The organism is Marinimicrobium sp. C2-29, assembly GCF_038419845.1.
Classification (GTDB): domain Bacteria; phylum Pseudomonadota; class Gammaproteobacteria; order Pseudomonadales; family Cellvibrionaceae; genus Marinimicrobium.
The window spans coordinates 19,968-46,057 of record NZ_JBCAQT010000012.1 but is presented as its reverse complement, the minus strand read 5'-3'; the positions used below and the strand labels follow the sequence as shown (position 1 = coordinate 46,057).

Genomic DNA, 26,090 nt, shown 5'->3' with positions numbered 1-26,090 from the left:
CCTTAATTTCCCTGTTGGCCTTCAGTATACCCGTTTTTACGGTCGGTCCACTCCAACACCATGACGGTCAGGGAGGGCAGCATGGTCAGCGTCACCAGCATGGCACCGATGATACCGGCCATGACAATGACCCCGACGCCCCGGTAGAGCTCGCTACCCGCGCCCGGCAGGAAGACCAGCGGCGCCAGGCCGACGATGGTGGTGATGGTGGAGATCGCGATCGGGCGCAGGCGAGAACTGACCGCCTCGCGCACGGCTTCCACGGGAATCATGGCCTCTTCTTTCAAATTGGAAATGGCCCGGTGGACGATGAGGATCGGGTTGTTGACCACTGTACCCATCAGGATCAGGAAGCCGAGCATGGAGATCATGTCGAACGGCTGACTGAAGCCTCCCAGCCCCAGGGATTCACTGATTCGGCCAAAGAGGTTGAGAAGCGCCAGACCGGCGATGCCGCCCGCGATCCCCAGTGGAATCGTGGTCATGATCAGCAGGGGGTAGCCCCAGTGCGAGAAAATGGCCACCATCAGCAGGTAGACAATGGTCAGCGCCACCAGATAGTTACTGCTGAGCGATTCACGGGTCGCGTCCAACTGGTCTGCGGCACCGGAAATACTGAGATTGACCCCGGCGGGGACCTCACCATTGCTCTGCAGGTAGCCGACAATATCCTCGCGCACCATGCCCACACCGGTCTCCAATGCGACGGAACGGGGCGGGATGATATTGAGAGTGACCGTCCGGCTGCCATCGAGACGGCGGATGCTGCTGGTATCCACCGTTTCGACCAGATCCGCGATGTCCGACAGAGGCAGGGTGGTGTTGCCGGGTACGTACACCGAGATGTTCTTGAGCGTATCCACGCTCGCCCCGGGTCCGCCCTGGTTGTAGAGGTACATGTCGATCTTGTCATCGGCCAGGAAGAACTCGTTCACAAAGGCCCCGTCGGTCAGCGCCGCCACCGTGAAACCGATGTCCTCGGTGGTCATGCCCAGCTCGGCCGCGCGATCCCAGTCGGGCCGCACCTCGAGCAGCGGCTGACCCAGCGACAGGCTGGAGGGGCGGGACTGGATGCGGGGATCGTCGAACACCTCCTCCGCGCGGGCATAGGCTGACCGGGCCACCTTGAACAGGGCCTCGAGGTCGGGCCCCGAAATGTCCAGGTTGACGCTGCGGGTACCGCCGTCATTGCTGCTGATGATGGAACCGCGTGCGGCAAAGGCGCGCATTCCGGGGTAGGTCTCGTACTTGTCGGTCAATGCCTTCATCAGGTCTTCAATGTGCCCGGGATCGACCGATTCGGTGATGATCCGCATGCTTTCGGGAGAAATCCCCAGGTTCACATATTTCATGGCGGGCACTTCGGTCTCGCCGCGCTCATAGGCCTCCGGGTCATCGCCGACAAACTGCATGAAGTACTCCTGCACCTCCATGCCGATTTCTGTCATGGTCTCCAGGTTATAGCCCGGCGGGGCATTCATGGAGGCGAAGGTTTTGGGTTCTTCCCCCTCGGGCAGGTATTCCGCTGGCGGAGTCAGCACCAGAGCGATGGTGCCGCTGACGAGGACCGTGATCAGAATACAGCTGATACGCCGTCGAGGAGTCTCGATCAACCAGTTGATTTTATGGGTAATTCGCTTCTGAAGTGGATGCTCGTCATCGCCTTTACTACTATCCTCATTCTGGAAATTCAGGCGCGCGGCGGCGGTGGGGATGACGGTAATCGCCACCAGCATGGACACCAGAATCGAGGCGGAAATCGCGATCGCCACATCGGAATAGAGCTGGCCCGCTTCTTCGGCGATGAACACCACTGGCAGAAACACCATCACGGTGGTGAGGGTTGAGGCGAGCACCGCCGGCCAGACTTTCTGCACGCCGGCCACCGCCGCCTGCAGTTTCTTGAGTCCGCGCCGGCGCTCCAGCTCGATGCTCTCCAGCACCACGATGCTGTTGTCCAGGGTCATACCGATGGCAAAGGCGATGCCGGCGAGGGAGATGACGTTGATGGTCCGGCCCGCCAACAGCAGGCCGAGAAAGGCGGCAATGGTGCAGATGGGAATACCCACCACGCCCAGGGCCGTGGCGCGAAAGGAACGCAGAAACAGGTACATGACCCCGGTGGCGAGCAGCGCACCGAGAATCAGGTTTTTCCAGACGTTGAAAACCGAAGCCTCAACATACACCACATCGTCGGCGGTCAGCGCCAGCTCCATGCCTTCGGGGTTGAGCAGCTCCTTGTTGATCAGCTCCAGCTCCTCCATCATGGCATCCTTGATCTGGATGACATTGGAGCCACTCTCCCGGCGCACCGACAGGCTCAGGACGGGCTTGGCATTCACGAAGGACCGATCCCGGATCTTGAAGTGATCCAGCTCGACTTCCGCCACATCGGAAAGCCGGATCAGGCTGTCTCCGCGCCGGGTCAGAATCAGATCGCGCAGGTCGTCCAGCTCCTCAAAACGCCCCATGGTCCGCAGCAGGTAGCGGCGCTTGCCGCTCTCCACTTCGCCCCCCGACAGGTCGCGGTTGCGCTCGGCAATGGCGCTGCGCACGTCGCTGAGGGTCAGGTTACGCTCGGCCAGCCGGTCCGGGTTGATCTTTATCTGGATCTGGCGCTCGGCACCGCCACCCACATTCACCTCTGAGACGCCGGCGACACCGGACATGCGCGGACGGACATTGTCTTCGACATAGTCGCGCATCATGTCCATATCCAGATCGCGCGGGTTGCCCTCCAGCGGAGAAATCCGGAAATACATGAAGGAGTTGGCCGAGAAGGAGGTGGCGTAAACCCGGGGCTCGTCCACATTCTCGGGGTAGGAGGGGACCTGGGTCAGGGCGTTGTTCACCCGGATCAGCGTCTCGGTGATATCCACACCAAAAGGAAATTCCAGCTCGATACTGGCCGAGCCGAAACTGGCCGAGCTCTGCATTTCCTCCAGGTAGGGAATGTTGCGCAGGTACTCTTCCTGCTCAATCAGAATCTCTTTCTCAATGTCCTGCGGTGTGGCACCGGGCCAGGTGGTGCGGATGGAGATGGTACGGACTTCCAGGTCGGGAATCATCTGTACCGGGATGCGCTGGGCGGCGATGATCCCCAATACACAGATGATCAGGACGGTAACGGTGACCAGAATACCGTGGCGAACAATGCCGTTGAACATTGCGCTACTCCTTATCGTTATCGTCGTTTGAACCCGACCGCCGCAGCTCAACGGTCTGGCCTTCCTGCAGGGCCTCATTGCCGCGGGTGGCGACTACATCGCCTTCACTCAGGCCGGAGCGGATCTCGACCTGGCCGGAAAAACTCATACCGGTTTTGACCAACTGTTCGCGCACCTGGCTTTCCTCGCCCCATTCGGGCTCGGTCACCACCCAGACGGTGACCCGGCCATCCGGGTACCGGATCAGCGCATCGCGCGGTACCGCCAGACCGGTGTTGTCATTGTCCACCCGGAGTTGACCCGAGGAGGACATGCCGGGTATCAACATGTTTCTGGTCTCTTCGGGAAGCGCGACCCGCAGCAGAAAGGTTCGGGAACCATCGCTACTCAGGGGCACTTTGCGGTGAATTTTCCCGGTGAAGGTCCGGTCGGGATAGGCATCAAAATTCAGCCGGACATCAGACCCACTGTCGACCTGCGGGTAGTAGCGCTGAGGGACCTGAAAGTCGGCGCGCAGTTGCTCGGTCGAAACCAGTTCCAGCATGGTGGTGCCGGGGCTGACCCATTCACCTTCTTCGGTGCTTTTACCGCTGATGGTGCCACTGAAAGGCGCCCGGACCTGATGGCGCTCAAGCTCGGCCTCCAGGCGGCGTAAATCGGCTTGCGCGGCGTCCCGTTCGGCCTCGCTGATCCGGACCTGGGCTTCGAGCCCGCGGATCTCGCTGGCGGCGATGCTTCCTTCGGCCAGAGTCCGGGCCTCGCGCAACTGCCGTTGGCTTTCCGACCACTGCTCCTGCGCCTGAGCCAACTCCGCCCGGGCGCGCGCCAGGTCGACCCTCCGAAGTTCGTCATCCAGCTCCAGAAGCAGGTCACCCGCTTCCACCCGATCACCGATATCCACGTGCAGGTCCCGAACCAGCCCCTCCACTTGAGCGGACAGCCCGGAAATGCGGTTGGCTGTCACCGAGCCGGTCAGCGGCACTTCTTCAACCAGAGGCTGGGGTTTGACTTCAATGGCTTCAACCTGAACGGTATTCTGTGCCCAGACTGGGGCGGTCGCCAGTGCCAGAAGGCACAGAGCCAGAGTTCGGCATGCCAGACTGAAATAAGGGTGAGCGATTTTGGAGCACGTTGGGTTCGGCATGTTGATAAGATTCCGTCTGTTGTGTCGAAGTCGGTTGGGTGTGTCGAAGTCGGCAGATTCCACCGAGCTAGGATACACAGGTGATATTCGACTGCCAATTTGTGGTAAATTCAATGGTACCCGTTTGACGTACGGGAAGCCCCCGATAACCGATCAATACGCGTGTCGCGGGGAGTCGCTTTACGCGCTGGACCCGTTTTCTTTACCCAATTTTACAGTTCGGACGATTTTATGACGGCTCGAATTCCGGCGCTCGCGTTACTCAGCGGGTGCTTTTTTATTCTTTTTCTGACCGGTTGCGCTCAGTGGCGCAGCGCCGAGTCCATGGCCTGGCCGGACAATCTTCCGCCGCGCGAGCGGTTTGAAGCGATGTACTACCTGGACCCGGCCAACCAGAAAGTACAGACCAAAGCACAATACCTGACCTGGGTACGCCGGTTTTATAATGGCTGGAAACTCTACGGCACTGGCTGGAATGATCTGGCACCGGAGGTGCTGTCACAAGTCGAGGACCCTCAGGAGCGGGAACACCTGGAGCGACTGATTCAGGAGCTGGGCTTCAACATTGCGGGTGAATGGTCCAAGGACTCGGACCACAACCGGATCTCCACCCGCCATCTGTCCATCTGGGGCAACGCGTTGCGCGAGGCCATGATTCAGGGAGAGGAGCGGGAGGTGCTGGAGCAGGTTCACCGGGATGTCGACAACTTGCTGGACCGACAGCTGCTGGCCGGCGATATCACCGCCAGCCGCTATTACCCGGAAGATGAGGATGATGTTTTTCGTTGACCGGCCCGGGGCCGGCCTCGGGTCAGGCCGGCACCAATTGCCGATCCAGTTCTTTCAGAACCTCCTGCACATGACTCTGCAGTACGCCGGGTGACTGCTCCAGCAGCATATCCAGATCGCGATCGGTCGCGGGCTTGTCCGGATTCAACTGCACCAGCTTGCGCGCCGCGGCTTCCAGTATCTGGCTGAACACCAGCGGCTCTTCAAACATCGCCTCGGGGTTTTCCCGGCAATAGCGGGTGTAAACGTAGAGTGCTTCCACCACCGCGCTCTTGTAGTAGGCCGGGTGCAGCTGCTGCGTCATCTGATCGATCAACTGAGCAAAACTCTCTTCGCCCGGCGTCATGGAGCTGCGTACCAGTTCGCAGTCCAGTGTCGAGTCCTCACTGTCACGGTCACCAAACTCCAGTACCGGAGCGTGCGCCAGGCTCTGCCAGATTTCCCGCAGAAACTCGTTATCAAATCGTGTCACCAGCCCGCGGGCGAGGCGCCACTCAAACCAGTCCGCATCCAGCGCCTGGGACTTCACTGCATCGCTGATGGCGACACTGTCAGCGTCGGCCTTCTCGAAGGGCGCAATCAAGCTGACATCTTCAGTGAAAATCCGCCGCTGATACGTCAGGATGTCCACCAGTCGGTTCATGACTTCACTGGGCGGCAGGATGCCCAGCTCATCGAGCGAGCAGTATTCCGAACTGGCCAGCCCCTGGCGCAGACACAGCTGCATGAAATTGTGTAAATGAATCGAGCGCAGGCCGTCGAACAGTTCCGGCTGGGTGCGCACCAGTGACCCGATCTGCGCGAGCATCTCCTGCGCCAGGGTACGCTCCACCGGGTCGAGATAGGTGCGCTGAATACCAATCATCAGGTCTTCGTTACTCAGGTTTGCACTGACCACAAACTCGTGTTTCTGATCGCCCAGTACAATAAGCAGGTGGCGCATGGCCAGCACAGCCAGGCTGCCGGCCAGGTCGTCGTGAAAGCGGTTCAGAGCCGCGAAACAGAAACGCACCAGCAGCCAGCGATTGTGTTCACGCGCGCGTTGGTACAGGCTCTCGAGGAACGCCTCCAGGGTAATGTCCTCGCCATTGTGGCCCACCACATCGGACAGATGTTTTTTCTTCAGGTAAGCGATGAGCTCGTGGTAGACGTCGGCTTCCGGCTCCCGATCGAACTGCTCCCACAGCAGCTGTGCCGTTGGCTCCAGGCCCTGCCAGTAGATGGTTTTCAATGGCTCGGAGTTCATGGCCAGTTTATTGAGTTTGACACTGGCGATACTCAGGTGATTCACACGCGAGGCGCGGTAGGCCAGGTTGGCCGAGGCATACCCGACGTGCTCGTGCTCGGTGCGAAGCTGAAGTTGCCGGATGGTGGTAAAGAGTATCTCGGCGTGGGGAATGTGGCAGAGCTCGCGGGTCAGCAGCAGGGTGAACACCGCCACCTCGGAATTGACCCAGTGTTTGCGAATGTGCTCGATCTCGTGGCCGAGGCTGTCGCTGAACCACTGGGCATCGTACAGGCGGTAATCGTCCGACTCGCTCTGCAACCAGGACAGGCACAGATAAACCACGCCATTGATCTCATAGGTCTGCGAACTGCCCAGACTCTGCAGTCGGCGGGAGGGCCGGCCGGTCAGGTTCAGCGCGGTGTTGGCACCCACGTAACTGTAGGCTTTGACCAACTCGGGGGCGGGCAGGGCGGCGAGCGGGCGAATGTCCTGAAAGGTCTCGGCAATGACTCCCTGCTGCGCCAGGTACTTTTTCCCCTCGTCGTTTTCGCACAAGACCACCAGCGCGATCTGGGTTCTGGTATAGCGGGTGGCGCGTCGGCGCAACACCAGCGGGTCAAGGTGGTCCAGCTCCAGCAGGCCTTCATGCAGAATCAGCCCGGTCCAGTAGAGGCTCTGCGCCCAGACCAGCGGCACGTTGTCGTTGGGCACGCGGACTTGTGACCCGGGGCTTTTCTTTTCTGCCGCCACTTTGTCTTCCGGCAGATAATACAGCTCGGGCAGCAACCCGATGCCATCGACGTCCACCATCAATGACTCCAGGCTTTCACGATAGTACTGCGCGGTGACGTCGTTGCCATCGAACACCGCCTGAATGTACAGGTAAGTGAAAAACAGCGGCCATTCAGACTCGACGTGCTCGAAGTTCGCCAGCTCCGAGTGCTCGTAGTAAATGCGCGAGGTTTCCTCCAGCACGGTCTGATGGCCGTCCCAGATGAAACGCTTGCAGCCATAGGCACCGCCCAGCTTGCCGAGAATCTCATCGCGGGTCTGGTTGACCTGCGACTCACGGCTGACCGCAAAGGCGGGGAAACCGATGATACTCAACAGAGCACTGTCCACTTCTTTGGAGACCGATTCGCGGGGCAGCAGGGAGGCGAGGGTCGTGCGGGCCAGTGAGATGGCATCCGCTACCACGTGAATCGTGGCCCGGCAGGGGCCTTTCGGGCCAAAGAGGTTGAAACCATCCAACGCCTGGAGCGCGGCCTTGGCCATGCCGACGGAACTGGCGTTGATTTCGGTTTTGCCGTTGTTGATCTTGTTGCCCCGCTCCCAGATGCCGTAATCGGGCGTGCGGTAGGCGCTGGAGATGTAATAGACCAGGTTCTGGACAAAATCCACTTCACTGAAGGTGGTGACAATACGCAGCCCCGAGGCCGTCATCTGGGCCAGGGTCAGCAGGTACAGCGATGTGGCATCAATCTGCAGGTGACCCCAGGCATCATCGGCGACCACGGTCAGACCGGTAGAGGTGTTGTATTTGGCATGCAGGGCGTCCTTTGGGTCCAGGCTCGCCTTGAAGCGCTCAACCTTGTCCGCCTGGCGCATCATCGACTGCAACAGCCCCCGCATCAACTTGATGGTGGACTGCTCCAGCTGGTCGGCATGCTCCGAGTCGCCGGCGTGGCGAAAGGCCTGCCCCAGGGTCCAGACCGAGATGATCGAGTAGACATTATCCCGCACCCAGGCGTCGGTGTAGTCGCCGTGGTGGTTCACGCTGGTACTGGCGGGCAACAGCCCCGTGACCGGGTGCTGGCGGCTCAGAATCACCTCATCGATTTCCCGATAGAGGCGCCGTAGTAACGATTTGCTTTTCATAGGTGGTTCACTGTCTCGGAAATCAAGTGTCTCGGAAATAAGGGGGTCTTGCCAGAATCAACCCGGGTAGTTAACAATACTCTCAGTTTCTTGTGCCTTACCATTTATCGCTCATCGACGGACAGCGTATTATCCATCATCCAGCCTCTGCATTCACTCTGATGATCACGGCCACTATAAGGCAGCATAAAGCGTACCATCTGTGCTGCCTGGACCGGCTGCCAGTCATTTCGAGGGCGGCCAATCCATGAACAGTGCCGCCAACTCCCCCGACCACCCCGCATCCTCTGGCTCTGGCCCGGCCAGCCTCGACGATCCTTTCTACTATCGGCACAATTTTCGGTGGGTGCTTGATTGGGTGATCACCCGGTACGACGATCTTTTGACAGCTCCGGAGCGGCAATTTGTGACCGATTTCGGGAGGCTGCCCCGCGCCAGCCAGGCGCTGTTGGTGCGCATGGTGATGCGCAAAGGCCAGCTCTTTCGGGCTGACCGGCTCCGCTACCCGGAAATCGGCTCGTCCGAGGCGGCGGCCAGGCCTCTCATTGAGCTCGGCTGGCTCAACGACCACTTCAATCTCACCCTGGAGCAACTGTTTGCGCAGTTTACCTGGCCCGAGCTGAAGATACGGCTGGCCGACGCCCTGCAGGCTCCAGGCCTGTCGCCGCGACTGGGCAAACGGGACTCTCTGGCGCAACTGGCCGTGCATTACCCGCATGCCCGACCGCTATCGGAGTGGGGCATCGAGGGCGCCGGTCTGTACGAACTGACCATCATGCCCCTTGCGAACCGCTTCCGCTGGCTGTTTTTTGGCAATCCCTACCAGGATTGGTCGGAATTTGTCCTGACCGAGCTGGGCCTGTTTCAGTACGAGCCCGTGGTCTTCGATCAGGCGTCCCGCCCGGTCCACACCACCCGTGAACTCCAGACTTACTGGCACCTCCAGCAGTGCCGGGAGCAACTCTACCAGGACGAGCCGCTGGAGGTGGTGGCCGCGCAGATTCCGGCGATCGACTCGACCACCAACCCGCTGCTGATCAGAACCCGCGAGCGACTCTTCTACCGGCTCGGCCGCGAGTGGGAGCGGGCGGGTGAGCTGGAGCGGGCCCTCTGGGCCTACACCGGCTGTCATTACCCCGGCGCTCGCGGGCGGCAGCTGCGTGTGCTGGAGCGCCTGACGCGCTACCCGGAGGCATTCGATCTGGCCCGCGAAGCGGCCCGGAAACCGGAAACCGAGGCCGAAGCCCAGCAATTGAGTCGGCTGCTGCCGCGCCTGCACCGAAAACTGGCGCTGACGCCGCCGGCCACCGCCAAGCCGCCGGAGCCACCGCGCCTGGACCTGGTGCTGCCGCTCTCGGTGCCGGTCGAAGTGGCCGTGCTCTCACAGTTGCAGGAGCCTAAGGGCCCGGTGCATTACGTTGAAAACACGCTGATCACCGGCCTGTTCGGGCTATTGTTCTGGGAGGCCATCTTCGCGCCGCTGACGGGGGCATTTTTCCACCCCTTCCAGCGTGGACCGGCCGACCTGTACTGGCCGGACTTCCATTCCCGGCGGAAATCGCTGTTTGACGAGGGGTTTGAGCGTCTGGCTCGGGGGGAGCATGGAGGAACTATACTACAAAACTACCGGGAGAAGTGGGGTATTCAATCCCCCTTTGTGAATTGGGGCATTCTGTCGGAAACCCTGATCACCCAGGCGCTGGCCTGTATTCCCGCTCACCACCTGATCCTCTGCTTCGAGCGGCTGCTGCGGGACATCAAAGCCAACCGGGCGGGACTGCCGGACCTGATTCAATTCTGGCCGGAGGAAGGGCGCTACCGGATGATTGAAGTCAAAGGGCCCGGGGACCGATTACAGGACAATCAGAAGCGATGGCTGGCGTTTTTCGCCGAACACGGGATGCCCGTCACCGTCGGCTACGTCTCCTGGAGCGATGTGGCAGGCGGTGATGAACCCGGCGGAGCCGACGCATGAGCGAAGGCTATCGCGTCTCTGTGCGTGCCCTGTGCGAATTCACGGCCAAGGCCGGTGATCTGGATCTGCGGTTCACTCCCTCGCCCACGGCCCGTGAAGGCATCGAAGGCCACCAGATGGTCACCCGGCGGCGGGGCGGACACTATCGAGCGGAGCTGCCCCTGAGCGGCGAGTACGAAGAGCTGACCGTGCAGGGCCGGGCCGACGGCTACGACCCGGAGCGCCAGCGGCTCGAGGAGATCAAAACCTTCCGGGGCGATCTGAACCTGATGCCCGCCAACCACCGGGCGCTGCACTGGGCGCAAATCAAGCTCTATGGCTGGCTGCTGTGCCAGCAGGAGGAGCTGGACCGGGTCGAGTTGGCGCTGGTGTACTTTGATATCGTGAAACAGCAGGAAACGCTGATCAGGGAATCCTTTGAATCCAGTGAGTTACAGGCGTTTTTTAAGGCTCATTGCAGGACGTTTCTGGACTGGGCCCGACAGGAAATGGCACACCGCCAGGCGCGTCATTCAGCGGCTGAAACGCTGGCATTCCCCCATGACGACTTCCGGGTCGGCCAGCGCCCCCTGGCCGAAGCCGTTTATCGGGCGGCGGCGAGCGGGCGTTCTCTGCTGGCGGAAGCGCCCACCGGGATCGGCAAAACCCTGGGCACACTCTTCCCCCTGATCAAGGCCTTCCCGGAGCAGAAGCTCGACAGAATCCTGTTTCTCACGGCCAAAACCCCGGGCCGTAAGCTGGCACTGGATGCCCTGGCACAACTCGACATGCCGCCACTGCGAACCCTGGAGCTGATCGCGCGGGAGAAAAGCTGCGAGCACCCGGACAAGGCCTGCCACGGCGACTCCTGCCCGCTGGCCCAGGGCTTTTACGACCGCCTGCCGGCCGCACGGGCGGCCGCGGTCAAAGAGACCACCCTGGATCAGAGCCGCCTGCGGGAGCTGGCCCTGGCGCACGATATCTGTCCCTACTACCTGAGCCAGGAGATGGCCCGCTGGAGCGACGTCATTGTCGGGGACTATAACTACTACTTCGACCAGAGCGCCATGCTCTACGCCCTGAGCACCCAACAGAACTGGCGCACCGCCGTGCTGGTGGATGAGGCCCACAACCTGGTAGAGCGGGCCCGGAGCATGTATTCGGCCGAACTGGACCAGATCCGCTTCCGGGCGATCAAAAAGCAGGCACCGAAGGCGCTGAAAGGCTCCTTCGAGAAGCTCAACCGCGCCTGGAACGCCCTCAACCGGGCCCAGCCGGAAGGGGAGGACTTTGTGATTCAGGTGCAGTTGCCCGAGGAGTGGCTTCAACGCCTCCAATCGGCCACCGGTGCCATCACTGACTATCTGACCGAGCACCCCTTTGCGTTGGACAGCGAGCTGATGCAGTTCTATTTCGATGCGCTTCAGTTTCTGCGTATCGCCGAGCTGTTCGACGAGAAAGCCTTCCTGTGCGATCTGACCTGGCGCCAGCCCAACCGGGGACGAAAGGGCACCCTGATCAATCTGCGCAACCTGATTCCGGCCGGGCCGCTCAGGCCACGGTTTGAGGGCGCCCACAGCACCACACTGTTTTCCGCCACCCTGAAGCCGGCGCAGTACTATATGGATCTGCTGGGTCTGCCCGATGATACCGTGGCCATGCAGATGCCGTCGCCGTTCAAGGCCGAGCAGCTTGAAGTTCACACCAGTCGGCACATTTCCACCCGCTACGCCGACCGCACGGTGTCGCTCGGCCCCATTGCCCAGCTCATCGCCGACCAGTATCGGGAGCAACCGGGCAACTATCTGGCTTTTTTCAGCAGCTATCACTATCTTGAACAGGTACTGGAGCGAATCAGGGCCGACCATCCGGACCTGCCGGTCTGGAGCCAGGATCGGCGCATGTCCGAAAGCGCCCGCCAGGCATTTCTGGACCGATTCAAAGCGGGCGGGGAGGGCATCGGCTTTGCGGTGCTCGGCGGCGCCTTTGGGGAGGGCATCGACTTGCCGGGCGAGCGGCTGATCGGCGCGTTCATCGCCACCCTGGGCCTCCCGCAGCTCAACCCGGTGAATGAAATCCTCAAACGCCGGCTCGATGAGCAGTTCGGCCAGGGCTATGAGTACACCTACCTCTACCCGGGCCTGCGCAAAGTCGTGCAGGCGGCGGGGCGGGTCATCCGCGGCGAGGGCGACCGGGGCGTGGTACATCTGATCGACGATCGTTTTGCGCGCGGACAGGTCAGGCAGTTGTTACCGGAATGGTGGGACATCCACTGACGTCGGGCCTGATGCGACGCATTCTCTCAAGTCGCTTCCTCATGAAGCAGAGAACAGATAGCCAAAAGTTATCGCGATGGTAAGAAAAACAAATTTTCTTAATGGACCATGCCAGGTGTATGGTCTTAACTGTATCGTAAGGATCAATAAACAACCTTGGAATCAAACAGGAGAAAGTAATGGGCGTAAATGATGCCAAGACCGCCGGCAAGTGCCCGGTCATGCACGGTTCCCGGACCAAAATCAGCGACGAGCGCACCGGCAACAGCCACTGGTGGCCGAATCAGCTGAACCTGAACATTCTTCACCAACATGCCCCCAAATCCAATCCGCTGGGTGAAGATTTCGACTATGCCGAAGCCTTCAAGAAGCTCGACCTGGCCGCCGTGAAGAAGGACCTCGAAGCCCTGATGACCGACTCCCAGGACTGGTGGCCGGCCGACTATGGTCACTACGGTCCTTTCTTCATCCGTATGGCCTGGCACAGCGCGGGCACCTATCGTATGGGCGACGGCCGTGGTGGTGCCGGCACCGGCAACCAGCGTTTTGCCCCGGTCAACAGCTGGCCCGATAACGGCAACCTGGACAAGGCCCACCGTCTCCTGTGGCCGATCAAGAAAAAGTACGGCAATAAACTGTCCTGGGCCGACCTCTTCATCCTGACCGGCAACGTCGCACTGGAATCCATGGGCTTCAAGACCTTTGGTTTTGCCGGCGGCCGTGAAGACATCTATCAGCCCGAAGAAGACATTTACTGGGGCGCAGAAGACGAATGGCTGGCCACCAGTGACAAGCCCAACAGCCGTTACTCCGGCGACCGGGAGCTGGAAAATCCGTTGGCTGCTGTGCAGATGGGTCTTATCTACGTCAACCCGGAAGGTCCGGATGGCGAGCCCGACCCGCTGGGTTCCGCACGCGATATCCGCGAGACCTTCAAGCGCATGGCAATGAATGATTACGAGACGGTCGCTCTGACCGCCGGTGGTCACACCTTTGGTAAAACCCACGGTGCCGCCGATCCGGAAAAATATGTCGGCCCGGAACCGGAAGCGGCGCCCATTGAAGAGATGGGCCTGGGCTGGAAAAACAGCTATGGCAAAGGCAAGGGTCGCGACACCATCACCAGCGGCCTGGAAGGCGCCTGGACACCCACGCCGACCAAGTGGGACATGACCTACTTTGACGTTCTGTTCGGCTATGAGTGGGAGCTGACCAAGAGCCCCGCTGGTGCCAACCAGTGGCGCCCGAAAGGGCTGGCGGACAAAGACCACGCGCCGGATCCGGTAGATTCATCCACGCCCGTGGAAATCATGATGTCCACCGCCGATATGGCGATGCGCGAGGACCCGGAGTACCGCAAGATCGCTCAGCACTTCCACAAAAATCCGGAAGAGTTTGCCGATGCGTTCGCCCGCGCCTGGTTCAAACTGACCCACCGCGACATGGGCCCGAAAGTCCGCTACCTCGGCCCGGAAGTGCCGGACGAAGATCTTATCTGGCAGGATCCGGTTCCGCCGGTCGACCACGAGCTGGTCAACAAGCAGGACATCGAGAAGCTCAAGAGCGACATTCTGGCCTCCGGTCTGTCAGTGTCAGAACTGGTGTACACCGCCTGGTCTTCCGCCGCCACCTTCCGCGGCTCGGACATGCGTGGTGGTGCCAATGGCGCCCGCATTCGTCTGGCGCCGCAGAAGGACTGGGAGGTCAACCAGCCCAAGCAGTTGGCCAAAGTCCTGGAGACGCTCGAAGGTATCCAGAAATCCTTCAACGACGCCCAGTCGGGCAACAAGAAGGTATCTCTGGCCGACCTGATCGTGCTCGGCGGCAGCGCCGCCATCGAAAAGGCGGCCAAAGACGCCGGTCACAGCATCGAAGTCCCCTTCGAGCCGGGCCGCACAGACACCACCCAGGAGCTGACGGATGCGGAGTCGTTTGATCCGCTCAATCCCGAAGCCGATGGTTTCCGCAATTATCGCCGGGCCAAGTTTGTGGTGTCGGATGAAGAGATGCTGCTCGACCGGGCGCACCTGTTGGAGCTGAGCGCGCCGCAAATGACCGCGCTGGTAGGCGGCATGCGCGTACTCAATGCCAACTACGAGCAATCGAAGCACGGCGTGTTTACCAAAACACCGGGTAAACTCACCAACGACTTCTTCGTGAACCTGACCGACCTGGACACCGAGTGGAAACCGACCTCGGATGACGCCGACGTGTTCGAAGGCCGCGATCGCAAGAGCGGAGACGTGAAGTGGACCGGCACCCGCGTGGACCTGGTCTTTGGCTCCAACTCGCAGTTGCGCGCTCTGTCTGAAGTCTATGCTCAGGACGACGCGGAAGAGAAGTTTGTAAAAGACTTCGTAGCCGCCTGGACCAAGGTGATGAACGCTGACCGTTTCGATCTGGTCTGATTTCCTCACCACCGTACTGTAAACGGTCCAATAAAAAGGGCGCCCTCACAACCGTGAGGGCGCCCTTTTTTTATGCGCCTCTGTCATGAACGGGTTAATTTCCTCTCTTTGGCGGATTATTCCGCATTCCGTTCATAAAACCGACTCGCATCGTCGGAATCTTGAACACCACACACGATCCCGACTGTTCCAGGCTCCCGACACTTGTTGTTTTATCTGCCAACAATAGCCTTTCCATCAAGTTACGGCAAAAACTGATGGTGCATTGTGGTGATGTCGACGGGTTGCGCTGCGCATTTTTTCGCATCCAAAAATCATGCGCCGGTCAGGCTGTCATTAAAATTTACAACTGGAGAGAGAAGGGTAGAGCATTAACCCTATCTTTTTGAAATATAAGGGAATATTTTTCGGGCATGAGATTTGCTAAGACAAAAATATACTGATGCTGGTGATCGGTAACGATCTAAAAGTGCAGTATGTTTACAACCAATGTAGCCACTAACGAACACTTGGGGTAAAAGGAAATGAAACATCTCATCCGTACAATTTTGACGGGCTTACCAGTTATGCTGGTACCGGGAATGGTATTGGCCGACTCGATCGATCCCGCCAGTTATTCTGACTCTCTTGATGTGGGAGAAAGCGTTACCGTCCGAAAAACCGTCACCGTGACTGAGGAAGCAACCTCGTCTGTCGTCGACGTCATGTTCGTGTTCGATATAACGGGCAGCATGGGGGGCGAAATTTCGGCCGCCAAGAGTTCGGCGAATGACATTTTGAGCTCCCTGGGAGGCCTGGGTAACCTCCAGTCCGGCAGTGGCTGGTATGGCGACCCGCTCCATGATGGGACTCACGTCGATCTGAACGCCACCAATACCGGGGACAGCTCCGGCATCAACGATATGTGGGACAGTGGAAGCTGTACAGTTGCTGGGGCAAGTGGGGGTTGTGGCGGTGATTTTCCGGAAGTGGGCTATGCCGCCCTCTACGAGACCGCTACCGAGACCAGCTGGCGACCCGGATCCAACCGCTTCATCGTCACCTTCGGGGACGCCAGCTTTAAAACCGGACCCGACGGGACTGACAACGCAAGCTCCGTACAGACAGCCCTGACCGACAACAATGTCAACCTTCTGGGCATCAGTTACGATAGCGCTTTCACCACCTCCCTGGAGGGTATTGGTGGAACCGCGTTCGCCGCGGGCTCTACCACTGACCTGGTGGGCGCCATTTCCTCCCTGGTAACCGGTAGTCTCTTCGATTATTCGGAAGTGACCGTCGATGATCTGGGGGCGGGGATGCCAGGTGTCGGTGTCTCGGTGGCTTGTGTGAGCGCCGATATTGGCACCTGCTCCGGTGACACTGCGACCGGTGTCTACGACCGGACAACTGAGCGAACTTTCGAATTTGATGTTACCTTCACTGGCATGGCCGAGGGCACACACAGTTTCGACACTCATGCCCTGGTTGACGGAGGCATTGTCGCCACGGAAGCGGATCGCTTTATTGTGGGAGAGGGCAGCGTATCCGTGCCCGAACCTTCGTCGGTCGCTCTGCTCGGCACCGCTCTGTTAAGCCTGGTCGGCTTTCGCCGCCGCAAATGTCGTCGGTCCTGAAGCTGACCGATATCTGACATATCCTGTGCCCGGCTGATATGTGCCGGGTAATTTGGAAATGCGAGAAGCGGGCCTCCGGGCCCGCTTGTTCAATTTGTCCGGCGAACGTGCTTTAATAAAGCGAATAATTCGTTGCGAGGGCCTGCACTGTGATCGCGAGATACACTGGAATCCATAAAGCCGGGAAGGGCTTTACTTGTATTTTCTTTCTTCTGGCATTTTGCGGCGCCTGCGTTGCCACCGCCGCCCCGATCGAGCTGGTGCCAGACGATCAACCCTTTACCGATCTTCAACACCCCACTGTCAACAAGGCAAGTTCATCACGCCCTGAACCTATTGTCAGCCTTAGAGGGAACCCGGACGTCAGGTTCATTGCCGCCATCAATCGTCGGTTCAAACAAAAGGACTATGACGGCGTTATCAGCCGATCCAGACAGTTTCTGGAAAAGCATCCCCGGTCCGGCCTGGCCCACGAGATAATCGGCACGGCCGAGTTTCTGCAAGGCAACGAGGCGCAAGCACTCGAAGCGCTCTCGACAGCCACTGAACTGGAAAGCGACCAGAGCGGCCCCTGGACCAAGCTGGGCGTCATTCAGATGGAAGCGGGTGAGATCGAAACCGCGAAGGTGTCGCTGGAAAAGGCCGTTGCAATCAATCCGAATGACCACTTCGCCCACCAGAGGCTGGGCTTGCTCTACGAATTCAAAAACGAACCTGCCCGCGCTATCAGCCACCTCGAAAAGGGACTAAAGGGTACGCCCATCGATTACCTGGGCGTTTCGGTCAACCTGGCAAGGCTGTACGGCGCGACCGGTCAACACAACCGGGCCGTCGAAGTACTGGAACCCCGCCTGCCAATGGAGGCCTCGGCACCGAGGGCCCACCTGATACTCGCGACGGCCTATCTCGAGCTGGAGCAGTTTGAAAAGGCTTACCAGCGCTTTGAACAAGCTGAGAGTCTGGACCCGGAATTGAGGGAGGCACGGCTGGGAATGGCGATCAGCCAGCGCCTGACCGGCAATCCGGATCGGTCTCTGGCGTTGCTCGAGCCGCTTGTATCCCGCCACCCGGAGTGGGACAAGGCACTGGCGGAAAAAGCGAAAGCGCTGCTCGCCCTTGATCGGGTCGAGCAGGCCGAATCGACGTTCAATGACTACATCAAGGCCGGCGGTGACCGCCGCTATGCGCTCAAACGCCGAGCTCGCTACCATCTCGATAATGATCAGCCCGATAAAGCCAGGGCTCTATACCGGGATCTGGTCGAGCGGGAATTGGCCGATGCGAACGTCTACGCGGAACTGTCTGAATTATTTATGGCGGAGAAAGCTTACAAGGAAGGGGAAGCGGCTCTCCGGCAGGGGCTTGAACAGATGCCGGAGAGTGTTTATCTGAGGTTGCGTCTGGGCAGCTACCTCGCCGCACTGACTCGTTACGATGAGGCCATCCCCGAGCTGGAGCGCGCGCACAAGTTGGCGCCTGAAAACCCCACCGTATTGAGAACCTTGAGCCTGGCCCAGTCACGTATCGGCGATACGGGAGCGGCCGCCACCTCGGCGGGCGAGCTGCACGAGCGGGTAGCGAATAACGACACCGCCATTTTTTATGCGTCGCGACTCCAGGCCGATGGTCAGGATCAAAAAGCCATTGAGCTTTACCGTCGGGTACTGGAAGACGTATCCGACAACGCCCTCGTTCTGAATAATCTCGCCACATTGCTGGCCGACGCGGGAGACCTTCAGGAAGCGGAGCGACTGGCGCGGAAGGCCAACTCACTGGTCTCGGACAACCCCCAATTGATGGATACGCTGGGTTCGATCCTGCGTCAACGGGGGCGTCACGAAGAGGCCACCAGGCTGCTGGAGCGGGCTGCGAGCCTCGCTCCTTGACCCATCATGAAACCGGACCAACGCCTGCATAACGCACACCGGACAATAATGCCATGTCCCGTTTCCAGGTCGACAGATCCTCGGGGTTGAACTGACTCAGCGAGTCGTGACCACAGGCTCGGGCCATGACCTGCATCAGGTCCACCGAGGCCTCCAGGAAGTTCCTGAGCCGCTCGGCGGACTGATCAACATTGAGCCGTTTGCGCAGATCTTCCCGCTGAGTGGCCACGCCCGCCGGGCAATTGTTGGTGTTGCAGATTCTGGCACCGACACAGCCGACCGCCTGGATCGCGCTGTTGGCCAACGCGATGCCATCCGCCCCCAACGCCAGTGCTTTGACAAAATCCACCGGGACTCGCAGCCCGCCGGTCACAATGAGCGTTACCCGCCCGCTCGCTTTCTGTTCGTCCAGGTACCGGCGGGCGCGGGCAAGGGCGGGGATTGTGGGCACACTGATATGGTCCCGGAACATTGCCGGCGCGGCGCCGGTGCCGCCGCCGCGACCGTCGAGAATCAGATAGTCGGCCCCGGCATCCAGAGCGAACTGGATATCCCGCTCAATGTGATTGGCACTGAGCTTGAACCCGACCGGAACGCCACCGGATATCTCACGGACACGGTCGGCGAAGTGTCTGAAGTCAGCCGCGCTGGACAGATCCTTGAAAGTTGGCGGAGAAGTGGAGGGTTTCCCTTCCTCTATGTGTCTGACCTGCGCGATTTTGGCGGTCGTTTTATTGCCGGGAAGGTGCCCGCCAGTGCCGGTTTTTGCACCCTGGCCGCCTTTGAAATGAAAGGCCTGAATGTCTTCCAGCAGCTTTTCATCGTAGCCGAACCGGGCGCTCGCCAGCTCGTAAAAGTAACGGCTGTTCTCGGCTTTCTCCTCAGGCAGCATGCCGCCTTCACCCGAACAGATGCCGGTACCCGCAAGCTCCGCGCCCCGGGCGAGTGCGATCTTGGCCTCCTCCGACAGGGCGCCAAAGCTCATATCGGACACAAACAGCGGCATTTTCAGAGTCAGGGGCTTTTTCGCCTCGGGCCCGATCACCAGCTCGGTATCCACTTCGGCATCTTCCATCAGGGGTTTGGTCGCCATCTGCGCCGCCATCAGCTGCAGATCGTCCCAGTGCGGCAGGTCCTTGCGCGGCACGCCCATCGCGACGGTAGGGCCGTGCGGTCCCACGCTTTTCAGCCCGTCTTTGGCCAGCTGATGAATGAACTCCACCGTCGGCTCTTCCGGCGTCGCCTTGGGGCTGGGGGCAGAGCTGCCTGGGTCCTTTTTCGCACCGGATTCGCTCTTACTCTCCTTACTCTCCTCGGCAGGAGCTTCCTTGCCCACGTCGTCATTACTGAAGTTTTTGTGGGTGCCATCACAGAAGGGCGCATCGCCAGTCTGTTTACACTGGCAGAGCACCGCATCCCCGTCTTTTTCGGCCTTGAACATCTTGGGTTTGATCCCGGTGCCGGCATGAGAGCCGTCGCAAAAGGGTTGATCCGACGACCGGCCACACATGCAAAAGGCGTATTCCTCACCTTTTTCAAGATTGACTTTGGTCGGCTTGTTATTCGCGATAATGGGCTGACTCATATTGGCTCCTCAGGGTGAGTGGGCAGGGTAGGGCCGCGGAATCCCTACAATCCTAAGCGTACGTCCTCTGACGAATCACGGATTAGTTGGGCACAAGCGGGGTCGCGAACCGGGTCGCAGACACAATGGCACTTACGACAGTATAGCGAGCTTCAGAGCGAGTAAAAGGGAAGGGGCTGACGCCATGCGTACGTCTTAACGTTAATTTACGTGTTCGGCATTGGGCGGCCATTGTCGCGCACAGCCATTAGCCTGCTTGGCAGCTGGCCGGGTTGCAAGGCGTTGAATTTAGTCCGAAGATGAACAAACAGGAGGTTATTATGAGCAAAGACAACATCATCCACGACCCGGATAATCGGCGTTTCATCATCCCCCTCGGTGGCGATACCCCTGCGGAGCTCAATTACGCCATCCACGAGGACCCATCAGGCGACCCGGGCCGAACCCTCGTTGATTTTACGCGCACCTACGTGCCTCCCGAGCATCGCAACAAAGGGTTGGCTGAACAACTGGTTCGTCGTGGGATCGCCTGGGCTAGAGATCAGGGCTGGGCAATGGAAGCCAGTTGCTCCTATGCGGCCAAGTTCCTGGCAGGGCGAAACCAGTAGGATCGAGTTATAAAAGAGCAGCGGCCGGCGGAACCCGTTAGCGACTTAATATTGATCGCTTTTGAGGCGTCGTGCCAAGGCATCCGCAGGAACGGCTGGACTGAACCAGAAGCCCTGGCCCCAGCCTCTGCCGTTAGAGCCTTGAAGCAACAACTGACGCTGCGCATCGGTTTCAATACCCTCGGCCACCGTCTGCAGCTGAAGCTTGTCCGCCATTTGCTGGATAACAGCCACCAGTGCGGCGCCCTTGCTGGCCGGTCGCCCCAGCTCACTAACAAAACTGCGGTCGATCTTGAGCGTCTGGATCGACAGATGTTGCAGTCGGCTCAGTGAGGAATAGCCTGTACCGAAGTCGTCGATGGCCAGTTGAAAACCCTGTTCATGCAGTGCCTTCAACAAGCCTTCGATGGCGGCCGGGTCGGCCATCAGAGCATTTTCGGTAACTTCCAGGTGGATCCGGGAAGGGTGGATGTAGGGTTCAACCAGAGCGGCAAACCGCTCGGCGTTCCCGTCGGGGTAGAGCTGGTTGATACTGAGGTTGACCGCCATGGCCAAGTCGAATCCCTGACCGTCCCAGCGTTGCAACTGTTGGGCGGCGGTTTCCAGCACCCAGTCGCCCAAGGGGTTGATCAACCCTATTTCTTCTACCAGCGGCATAAAGGCGCCCGGCATCAGAATCTCGCCGTCTTCCTGAGGCCAGCGGATCAGGGCCTCGGTCGCCATGATTCGACAAGAATCGAGTTCGAAAATCGGCTGGTAGTGCAATTCGAACTCTTCCCGTTCCAGAGCCTGGCGCAGCCGGGTTTCCAGTGAAAAACGCTGTTGGCGACTGGTGGAAATTTCCTCGCAAAACAAATGGCTGTGTCCGCCGCCCCGCCTTTTGGCTTCGTACATCGCCTTGTCGGCATTTTCGATCAGCAGGGTGGGGTCCAGGCCATGGTCTGGAAAGAGGCTGATACCCACGCTGGCGTTCAGGCGATGTGTATAACCGCCCGCCATCAGGGGCTCACTCAAGTGAGCTACGATCCTTGCCGCCAAATGGTGGGCAATGTCTGCAAGCGTCGCCGAATCATGGGGTAAATCGTGGCGGGGCGCGTCTACGGCCACCACCAGAAATTCATCGCCCCCTTGCCGAACCACCAGATCACAGTCACGTACGGTGGCTTGCAGACGTTGGCCCAGCTGTTTCAGCACCTGATCGCCCACCTCGTGTCCCAGGGCATCGTTAATTAACTTGAAGCCGTCCAGATCGATAAACAGAATGGCGCCGGCCTGCCGGCTCGATTCGGGCTCCTCCAGTATGCCTTTCAGGAAGTGGATCAGATGACGGCGGTTGGGCAAACCGGTCAGTGCGTCGGTATAAGCAAGGTAATGGATTTCAACTGCCTGCTGTTGGCGTTCCTTATGGCTGCGCAGAGCGTTCAGCCCAAATACGAGATTGTCGGCGAGGCGCTTGAGCAACTGGCATTCCTTTTCACCAAAGTGGTGCACCGTATCGGAGTAGATCACCAAACAGCCCGGAGATCCATTCTCGCTTTTCAGGGGCAGTAGGATCATGGCGGCAAGATCATGCGTTAGAGCCTGCTCGTCAATGGGAGAAAAGGGCAGATTGGCGGCAATATCGCTGACGATATGGGTCCTGCCCGATCGAATGGTATGCACCAGTCCGGCAGCACTTTGGGGGTCCTCTGCCCAGTGCCGTTGCAGCTCCGACACGAAGGCGGACGCCCGGCCGGCGAAGGCACTGATATTTAGGCCTGCTTTTTCGTCGCCGAAACCGACCCATGCCAAGCGGTAGCCTTCCTGGTCGACAATGGCACTGCACAGGGAGCTCAACAACTCGTCCTCGGTTTTTGAACGCACGACGATACTGTCGCAGGCGTTCAGGGTCCGAAGGGCGCTGACCACCCTGACCAGCTGTTGCCTGGCGAGGTCCTGCTCGCGCGACAGGGACCGTAACCGGAACAGGTTATGGATGCGACCCTTTAACTCCTCCTGGCTGGAGGGAATCCTGAGAATATCATCAACCGTTCGACCCAGTTCAGCGGCGACCTGAAGGTGGAGCCTGCCCTGGCCTTCAGTCACCAGCAGGACTGGCAGCACCACAGGGGAAACACGACGCCGCAGCTCGCGAATCTGCTCCCGCCTGTGCTTCAAAGTGATGACATCGACCACCAGCAACTTGATGTCCGAATGAGTCAATTGCCCGGTAAAGCCAACAAACTCCCGATACAATTGAAACTCTCCGGATAACATCTGTTCGAGCAAATGGCTATTGGCACTGTTTGACAGCGAAACGGCGATGCGCGGAAGTTTTTTCTTCACTAGAGTAGCACCTGTCACATGGCATCCTCGTTGTTGGGACGGGTGAGCTCCGGAATGCCTCCCAAAAGCCCACGAAGCCCGCGAAAGGGCGGGCCGATTTTTAGTCCCTCCGGTGTGATTTCAAACTCGCGCAGCGTCCGCTCGAAACTGCCGGCCCGTTTTTTGAGCACACCGATGGATTTGCGCAACTCGCCATCCAGCTCGACATAGCGCAGCATGATGACATTGTCGGCAATGTAACTGATGCCGTGCTCGGTAATCCGGGTCTGGTTTCCAGCGATGGAGAAGACCTCATTGACATGTACCACTGTGACTCCCATGTTGACCAGATAGCGGCACAGAGCATGAATGCGCTCCTTCACGTTATCGCCGTGAACCGACTGCTCGTATCCGGACAGGCTGTCGATCATCACCATGGAGGTGCCGCGCTCTTCAACTTCTACCCGGGCACCGGCAGCAAATTGGTCGGGGTTGTAGAGCAAGGGTTCGACCGATTCGAACTTCAGGTTGCCTTCATTGACCATTGCTTCCGCAGGCAGGCCGACCTGACGGCAACGGGTAAAAAAGGTCGAAGCTCCTTCATCGAAGGAATAGATCACCGAGCGTTCGTTGCCCTTGGCGGCTGCGCTCATAAGCTGGGCACCAAGCGTCGTCTTGCCCACCCCGGATGGCCCCGAGAGCAGGGTCACCGTACCGCGCTCAATCCCCCCGTGGGTGAGGGCATCGAATTCCGCCAGGCCGGAAGTCAGAGGGGTATGCTCGACCTGGCGACGGTGGTTATCCGGTAGCAGGCGCGGGTAGAGCGTTACGCCGCCTGGACCAAGGTTAAAATAGTGCGCCCCGTCCGCAAAGGAGGAGCCGCGAAACTTGGTAATCCGGCACTGTCGTCCACTTTCGGTGTGATCCAGGGAAATGATTCCGTCACTCAGGAAAGGAAGGGTATGGTCCTCCTCGCTGGGGGCTTGCTCGGAAGTGAACATCACGGTGGCACCCCCGGCGGTGAGTTTGCGCAACAACGCCAGCACCTGTCGGCGGAATTGAAAAGTGTCGGGCGACAGACACTGCATCTGGCTGAGGGAGTCAATCAGTATGCGTTGCGGCCGAAGTTTTTCCACATGGTCCAGGATGCGATCGTGGGTGGAATTGCCCTCTACATCCCAGCTTTCCAACAGGGTGTAGGTACTGCTGTCGTCCCCCAGCGAAAGATCCAGTACAGCGACGCCGTCCATTGATAGACCACTGTAATCAGCGTTTTGGCGTAGCTGTTCTTCGGACTCTCCCAGGGTAATAAACAGGCTGTCTTCAGGGGGGCCATTGATCAGAAAGTGCAGGCCAAGGGTGGTTTTACCCGAACCGGGACCACCCCGAATCAAGTAGGCTCTTCGAGGTATCACCCCCCCATGAAGAATTTCGTCAAACCCGTGAACGCCTGTCAGGATTCGGCCGGCTAGGTCATCTGCCATGGTCTCTTCCCCCCTCAAGGTGCCATCTGTGTACCTCTTGTCAAACGAAGCGCCCCCGTTCCGTGATATGCTTCGCACTAGTCGTGCGGTCATGGATCACCCACAAATAACCCTCCCAACCTTTCCAGAAGGCTGAGATCGGTTATTACCGGTGCTTATTTACCTGTCACGACTACCTCTAGGGTGCGAACATTAACACCAAGGAGAGTGATCATCAACACTGAAGTGCTAGGCGCCCCACCAGCACACCCGTGGATTCGAACCGTGGGCGTGGGCACTATCGCGCTTCCTGGAGCAAGTAATGACAATGAACAATGGCGGTGAACCGACAATCGCCCAGCAAGCTACCCACTCAGAGCAGTTAGCCCTACTGAAAAGAGAGTTCCCCCGGCGGCTCAAGCAGGCCATAGGGAGCCGCTCCATTCACGCCTTCGCTAAATCCTGTGGCATGAGCGACAGCCTGATCAGAAAGTATCTTTCCGGCTCGCTCCCCGGCCTGGACAAGGCGTTGATTATGGCTATAGAAAGCGGAGTCAGCCTGGAGTGGTTGACCGGCGGCGAGCTGCTCCCAGTTGGTACAGAGTCTGGCATTGGTGGTTCGGTTGATATGGACCTGATGGAGGGGGTCATCGCAACCACCCGACAAAATTTCCTGGAACGAGATATCAAGCTGCCCCCGGAAGAAGAGGCCAAAGTCATCCGGTTGATCTATGAACTGAAAACGGGGAGCGAGGATCCGGAACAGGTGCGCAAGGCCATTAACGTGCATGGCGCGGAATTGCCGACTGGGGCAGGATTTATTTCCGATGATCTTCGCACAGAGTCCTGACCGACGGCGGCCGTTACTGGCGCGTCGTTCTATTCGATATCGATGAGGCGGCGTTCGTCACAGAACAGGATTTTACAGCCTAAAGGCGGCTTGATACACCTCTCCGGCCGACATTGAACGCTCTGCTAGTTACGGAAAATGTGCTGGCTCATCACTTGCTCACTGGGGACTCCCTGAACCGTCTGCAAACGACCCTCGGAGTCCTTGAACAATACGGCTGGGGTCGCCTGTATGCCGTTGGTGCGCATAAACTGTGTGTTTTCCTCCACTTGACCCAGCACCTCCTCTGGCAAGTCCTGTTCTGGGGTGACGCCCCCGTCTTTCACCGTGCGCTGATGTTGCGCCAAGGCTTCGGCCGGATCATCCGCGGCCAAAATGGTGGCGGCCTTGGGTAGACTGTCCGGGCGGAGCATGCCTACCATGATGTGGCGCAGTTGAACCCCTCCGCGCTCCAGGTAGGGCTGGGCCTGTTCCCAGAACATTGCACAGTAGGGGCAGTTGGGGTCCATAAATGCATAAACAACGACCTCGGCGTCGGCATCGCCCTCGGCGATCCAGTGTGTGGCTTCAAGGTCTTCCCACTCAATACCGCTGCTACTCGCGCTGTTCAGCCTATCTTGAGCGACTCGTTCGCCCTTGTTATTGATGAGCGTGCCCACGACCACGTGCTGGCCATCCTGAGTAAGGTACATCTCCACCGGTTGCCCGTTGTAACGACCAATGTAGCCGGTAAGACCACCGGGGCCGGGAAAGCTTTCACCAATGTTGACGCCATCCAGTTCAAGCTGCTTGAGTGGAGCGGCCAAGCGTTGCCCCGCTCCGGAACCATCTTCGTCCTGGACTCTGCTGGTGGAGGATTCATCGCTGCAGGCACTGGCTGCCAACAGGGCGGTTGCCAGAACGGAAAGTGTCAGATTCTTTGTCATGGTAGTGC

General features: G+C 59.2%; 15 protein-coding genes. 8 read left to right on the top strand and 7 right to left on the bottom strand.

The genetic code is table 11. From position 1 onward, the window contains the following. Nucleotides 1–2: 2 nt before the first annotated feature. Together AAE484_RS12590 and AAE484_RS12585 are read right to left on the bottom strand one after the other, a co-directional pair. Nucleotides 3–3,167 (bottom strand): efflux RND transporter permease subunit, encoded by a 3,165-nt coding sequence (locus AAE484_RS12590; protein ID WP_341938758.1) that lies wholly within the window; start codon nucleotides 3,165–3,167, stop codon nucleotides 3–5. Nucleotides 3,168–3,171: 4 nt separating this feature from the next. Further along, nucleotides 3,172–4,311 carry an efflux RND transporter periplasmic adaptor subunit gene (locus AAE484_RS12585; protein ID WP_341938757.1) on the bottom strand — a complete coding sequence of 380 codons (1,140 nt, stop codon included), beginning with the start codon at nucleotides 4,309–4,311 and terminating at the stop codon, nucleotides 3,172–3,174. A gap of 231 nt (nucleotides 4,312–4,542) precedes the next feature. Between AAE484_RS12585 and AAE484_RS12580 the strand changes: the two genes are divergently transcribed. After that, nucleotides 4,543–5,100: a hypothetical protein gene (locus AAE484_RS12580; RefSeq protein ID WP_341938756.1), complete on the top strand. Its 558-nt coding sequence runs from the start codon at nucleotides 4,543–4,545 to the stop codon at nucleotides 5,098–5,100. Nucleotides 5,101–5,122: 22 nt separating this feature from the next. Here the strand turns inward: AAE484_RS12580 and AAE484_RS12575 are convergent, their stop codons facing one another. Beyond that, nucleotides 5,123–8,206 carry a glycoside hydrolase family 15 protein gene (locus AAE484_RS12575; protein ID WP_341938755.1) on the bottom strand — a complete coding sequence of 1,028 codons (3,084 nt, stop codon included), beginning with the start codon at nucleotides 8,204–8,206 and terminating at the stop codon, nucleotides 5,123–5,125. A 247-nt stretch (nucleotides 8,207–8,453) separates the two neighbouring features. On the opposite strand from AAE484_RS12575, the gene AAE484_RS12570 reads away from it, so the two are divergent. The 5 genes from AAE484_RS12570 to AAE484_RS12550 all read left to right on the top strand — a co-directional run bounded on the left by AAE484_RS12570 (nucleotide 8,454) and on the right by AAE484_RS12550 (nucleotide 18,346). Then, on the top strand, nucleotides 8,454–10,181 hold the full coding sequence (locus AAE484_RS12570) for a VRR-NUC domain-containing protein (protein ID WP_341938754.1): 1,728 nt from the start codon (nucleotides 8,454–8,456) through the stop codon (nucleotides 10,179–10,181). Beyond that, nucleotides 10,178–12,436: an ATP-dependent DNA helicase gene (locus AAE484_RS12565; protein WP_341938753.1), complete on the top strand. Its 2,259-nt coding sequence runs from the start codon at nucleotides 10,178–10,180 to the stop codon at nucleotides 12,434–12,436. The genes AAE484_RS12570 and AAE484_RS12565 overlap by 4 nt, the downstream gene beginning before the upstream one ends. Before the next feature lie 179 nt (nucleotides 12,437–12,615). After that, complete coding sequence (gene katG / locus AAE484_RS12560; protein WP_341938752.1) at nucleotides 12,616–14,844, top strand: catalase/peroxidase HPI; 2,229 nt, start codon at nucleotides 12,616–12,618, stop codon at nucleotides 14,842–14,844. 566 nt (nucleotides 14,845–15,410) lie between these two features. Further along, nucleotides 15,411–16,460 (top strand): PEP-CTERM sorting domain-containing protein, encoded by a 1,050-nt coding sequence (locus AAE484_RS12555; RefSeq protein WP_341938751.1) that lies wholly within the window; start codon nucleotides 15,411–15,413, stop codon nucleotides 16,458–16,460. Nucleotides 16,461–16,720: 260 nt separating this feature from the next. After that, complete coding sequence (locus AAE484_RS12550) at nucleotides 16,721–18,346, top strand: tetratricopeptide repeat protein (protein ID WP_341938750.1); 1,626 nt, start codon at nucleotides 16,721–16,723, stop codon at nucleotides 18,344–18,346. A 4-nt stretch (nucleotides 18,347–18,350) separates the two neighbouring features. Here the strand turns inward: AAE484_RS12550 and AAE484_RS12545 are convergent, their stop codons facing one another. Beyond that, entirely contained in the window at nucleotides 18,351–19,931 is a 1,581-nt protein-coding gene (locus AAE484_RS12545) for a glutamate synthase-related protein (protein ID WP_341938749.1), read from the bottom strand. A gap of 320 nt (nucleotides 19,932–20,251) precedes the next feature. Here AAE484_RS12545 and AAE484_RS12540 point away from each other — a divergent pair, with 320 nt between their 5' ends. Continuing rightward, nucleotides 20,252–20,539 (top strand): GNAT family N-acetyltransferase, encoded by a 288-nt coding sequence (locus AAE484_RS12540; protein ID WP_341938748.1) that lies wholly within the window; start codon nucleotides 20,252–20,254, stop codon nucleotides 20,537–20,539. Nucleotides 20,540–20,584: 45 nt separating this feature from the next. On the opposite strand, the gene AAE484_RS12535 is transcribed toward AAE484_RS12540, so the two are convergent. After that, complete coding sequence (locus AAE484_RS12535) at nucleotides 20,585–22,864, bottom strand: putative bifunctional diguanylate cyclase/phosphodiesterase (RefSeq protein WP_341938747.1); 2,280 nt, start codon at nucleotides 22,862–22,864, stop codon at nucleotides 20,585–20,587. 14 nt (nucleotides 22,865–22,878) lie between these two features. Beyond that, nucleotides 22,879–24,327 carry an ATPase domain-containing protein gene (locus tag AAE484_RS12530; protein WP_341938746.1) on the bottom strand — a complete coding sequence of 483 codons (1,449 nt, stop codon included), beginning with the start codon at nucleotides 24,325–24,327 and terminating at the stop codon, nucleotides 22,879–22,881. A gap of 301 nt (nucleotides 24,328–24,628) precedes the next feature. On the opposite strand from AAE484_RS12530, the gene AAE484_RS12525 reads away from it, so the two are divergent. After that, nucleotides 24,629–25,156 carry a hypothetical protein gene (locus AAE484_RS12525; RefSeq protein WP_341938745.1) on the top strand — a complete coding sequence of 176 codons (528 nt, stop codon included), beginning with the start codon at nucleotides 24,629–24,631 and terminating at the stop codon, nucleotides 25,154–25,156. A 125-nt stretch (nucleotides 25,157–25,281) separates the two neighbouring features. Here AAE484_RS12525 and dsbG read toward each other — a convergent pair whose 3' ends face one another. Then, nucleotides 25,282–26,082 carry a thiol:disulfide interchange protein DsbG gene (gene dsbG / locus AAE484_RS12520; RefSeq protein WP_341938744.1) on the bottom strand — a complete coding sequence of 267 codons (801 nt, stop codon included), beginning with the start codon at nucleotides 26,080–26,082 and terminating at the stop codon, nucleotides 25,282–25,284. Between the last annotated feature and the right edge of the window lie 8 nt (nucleotides 26,083–26,090).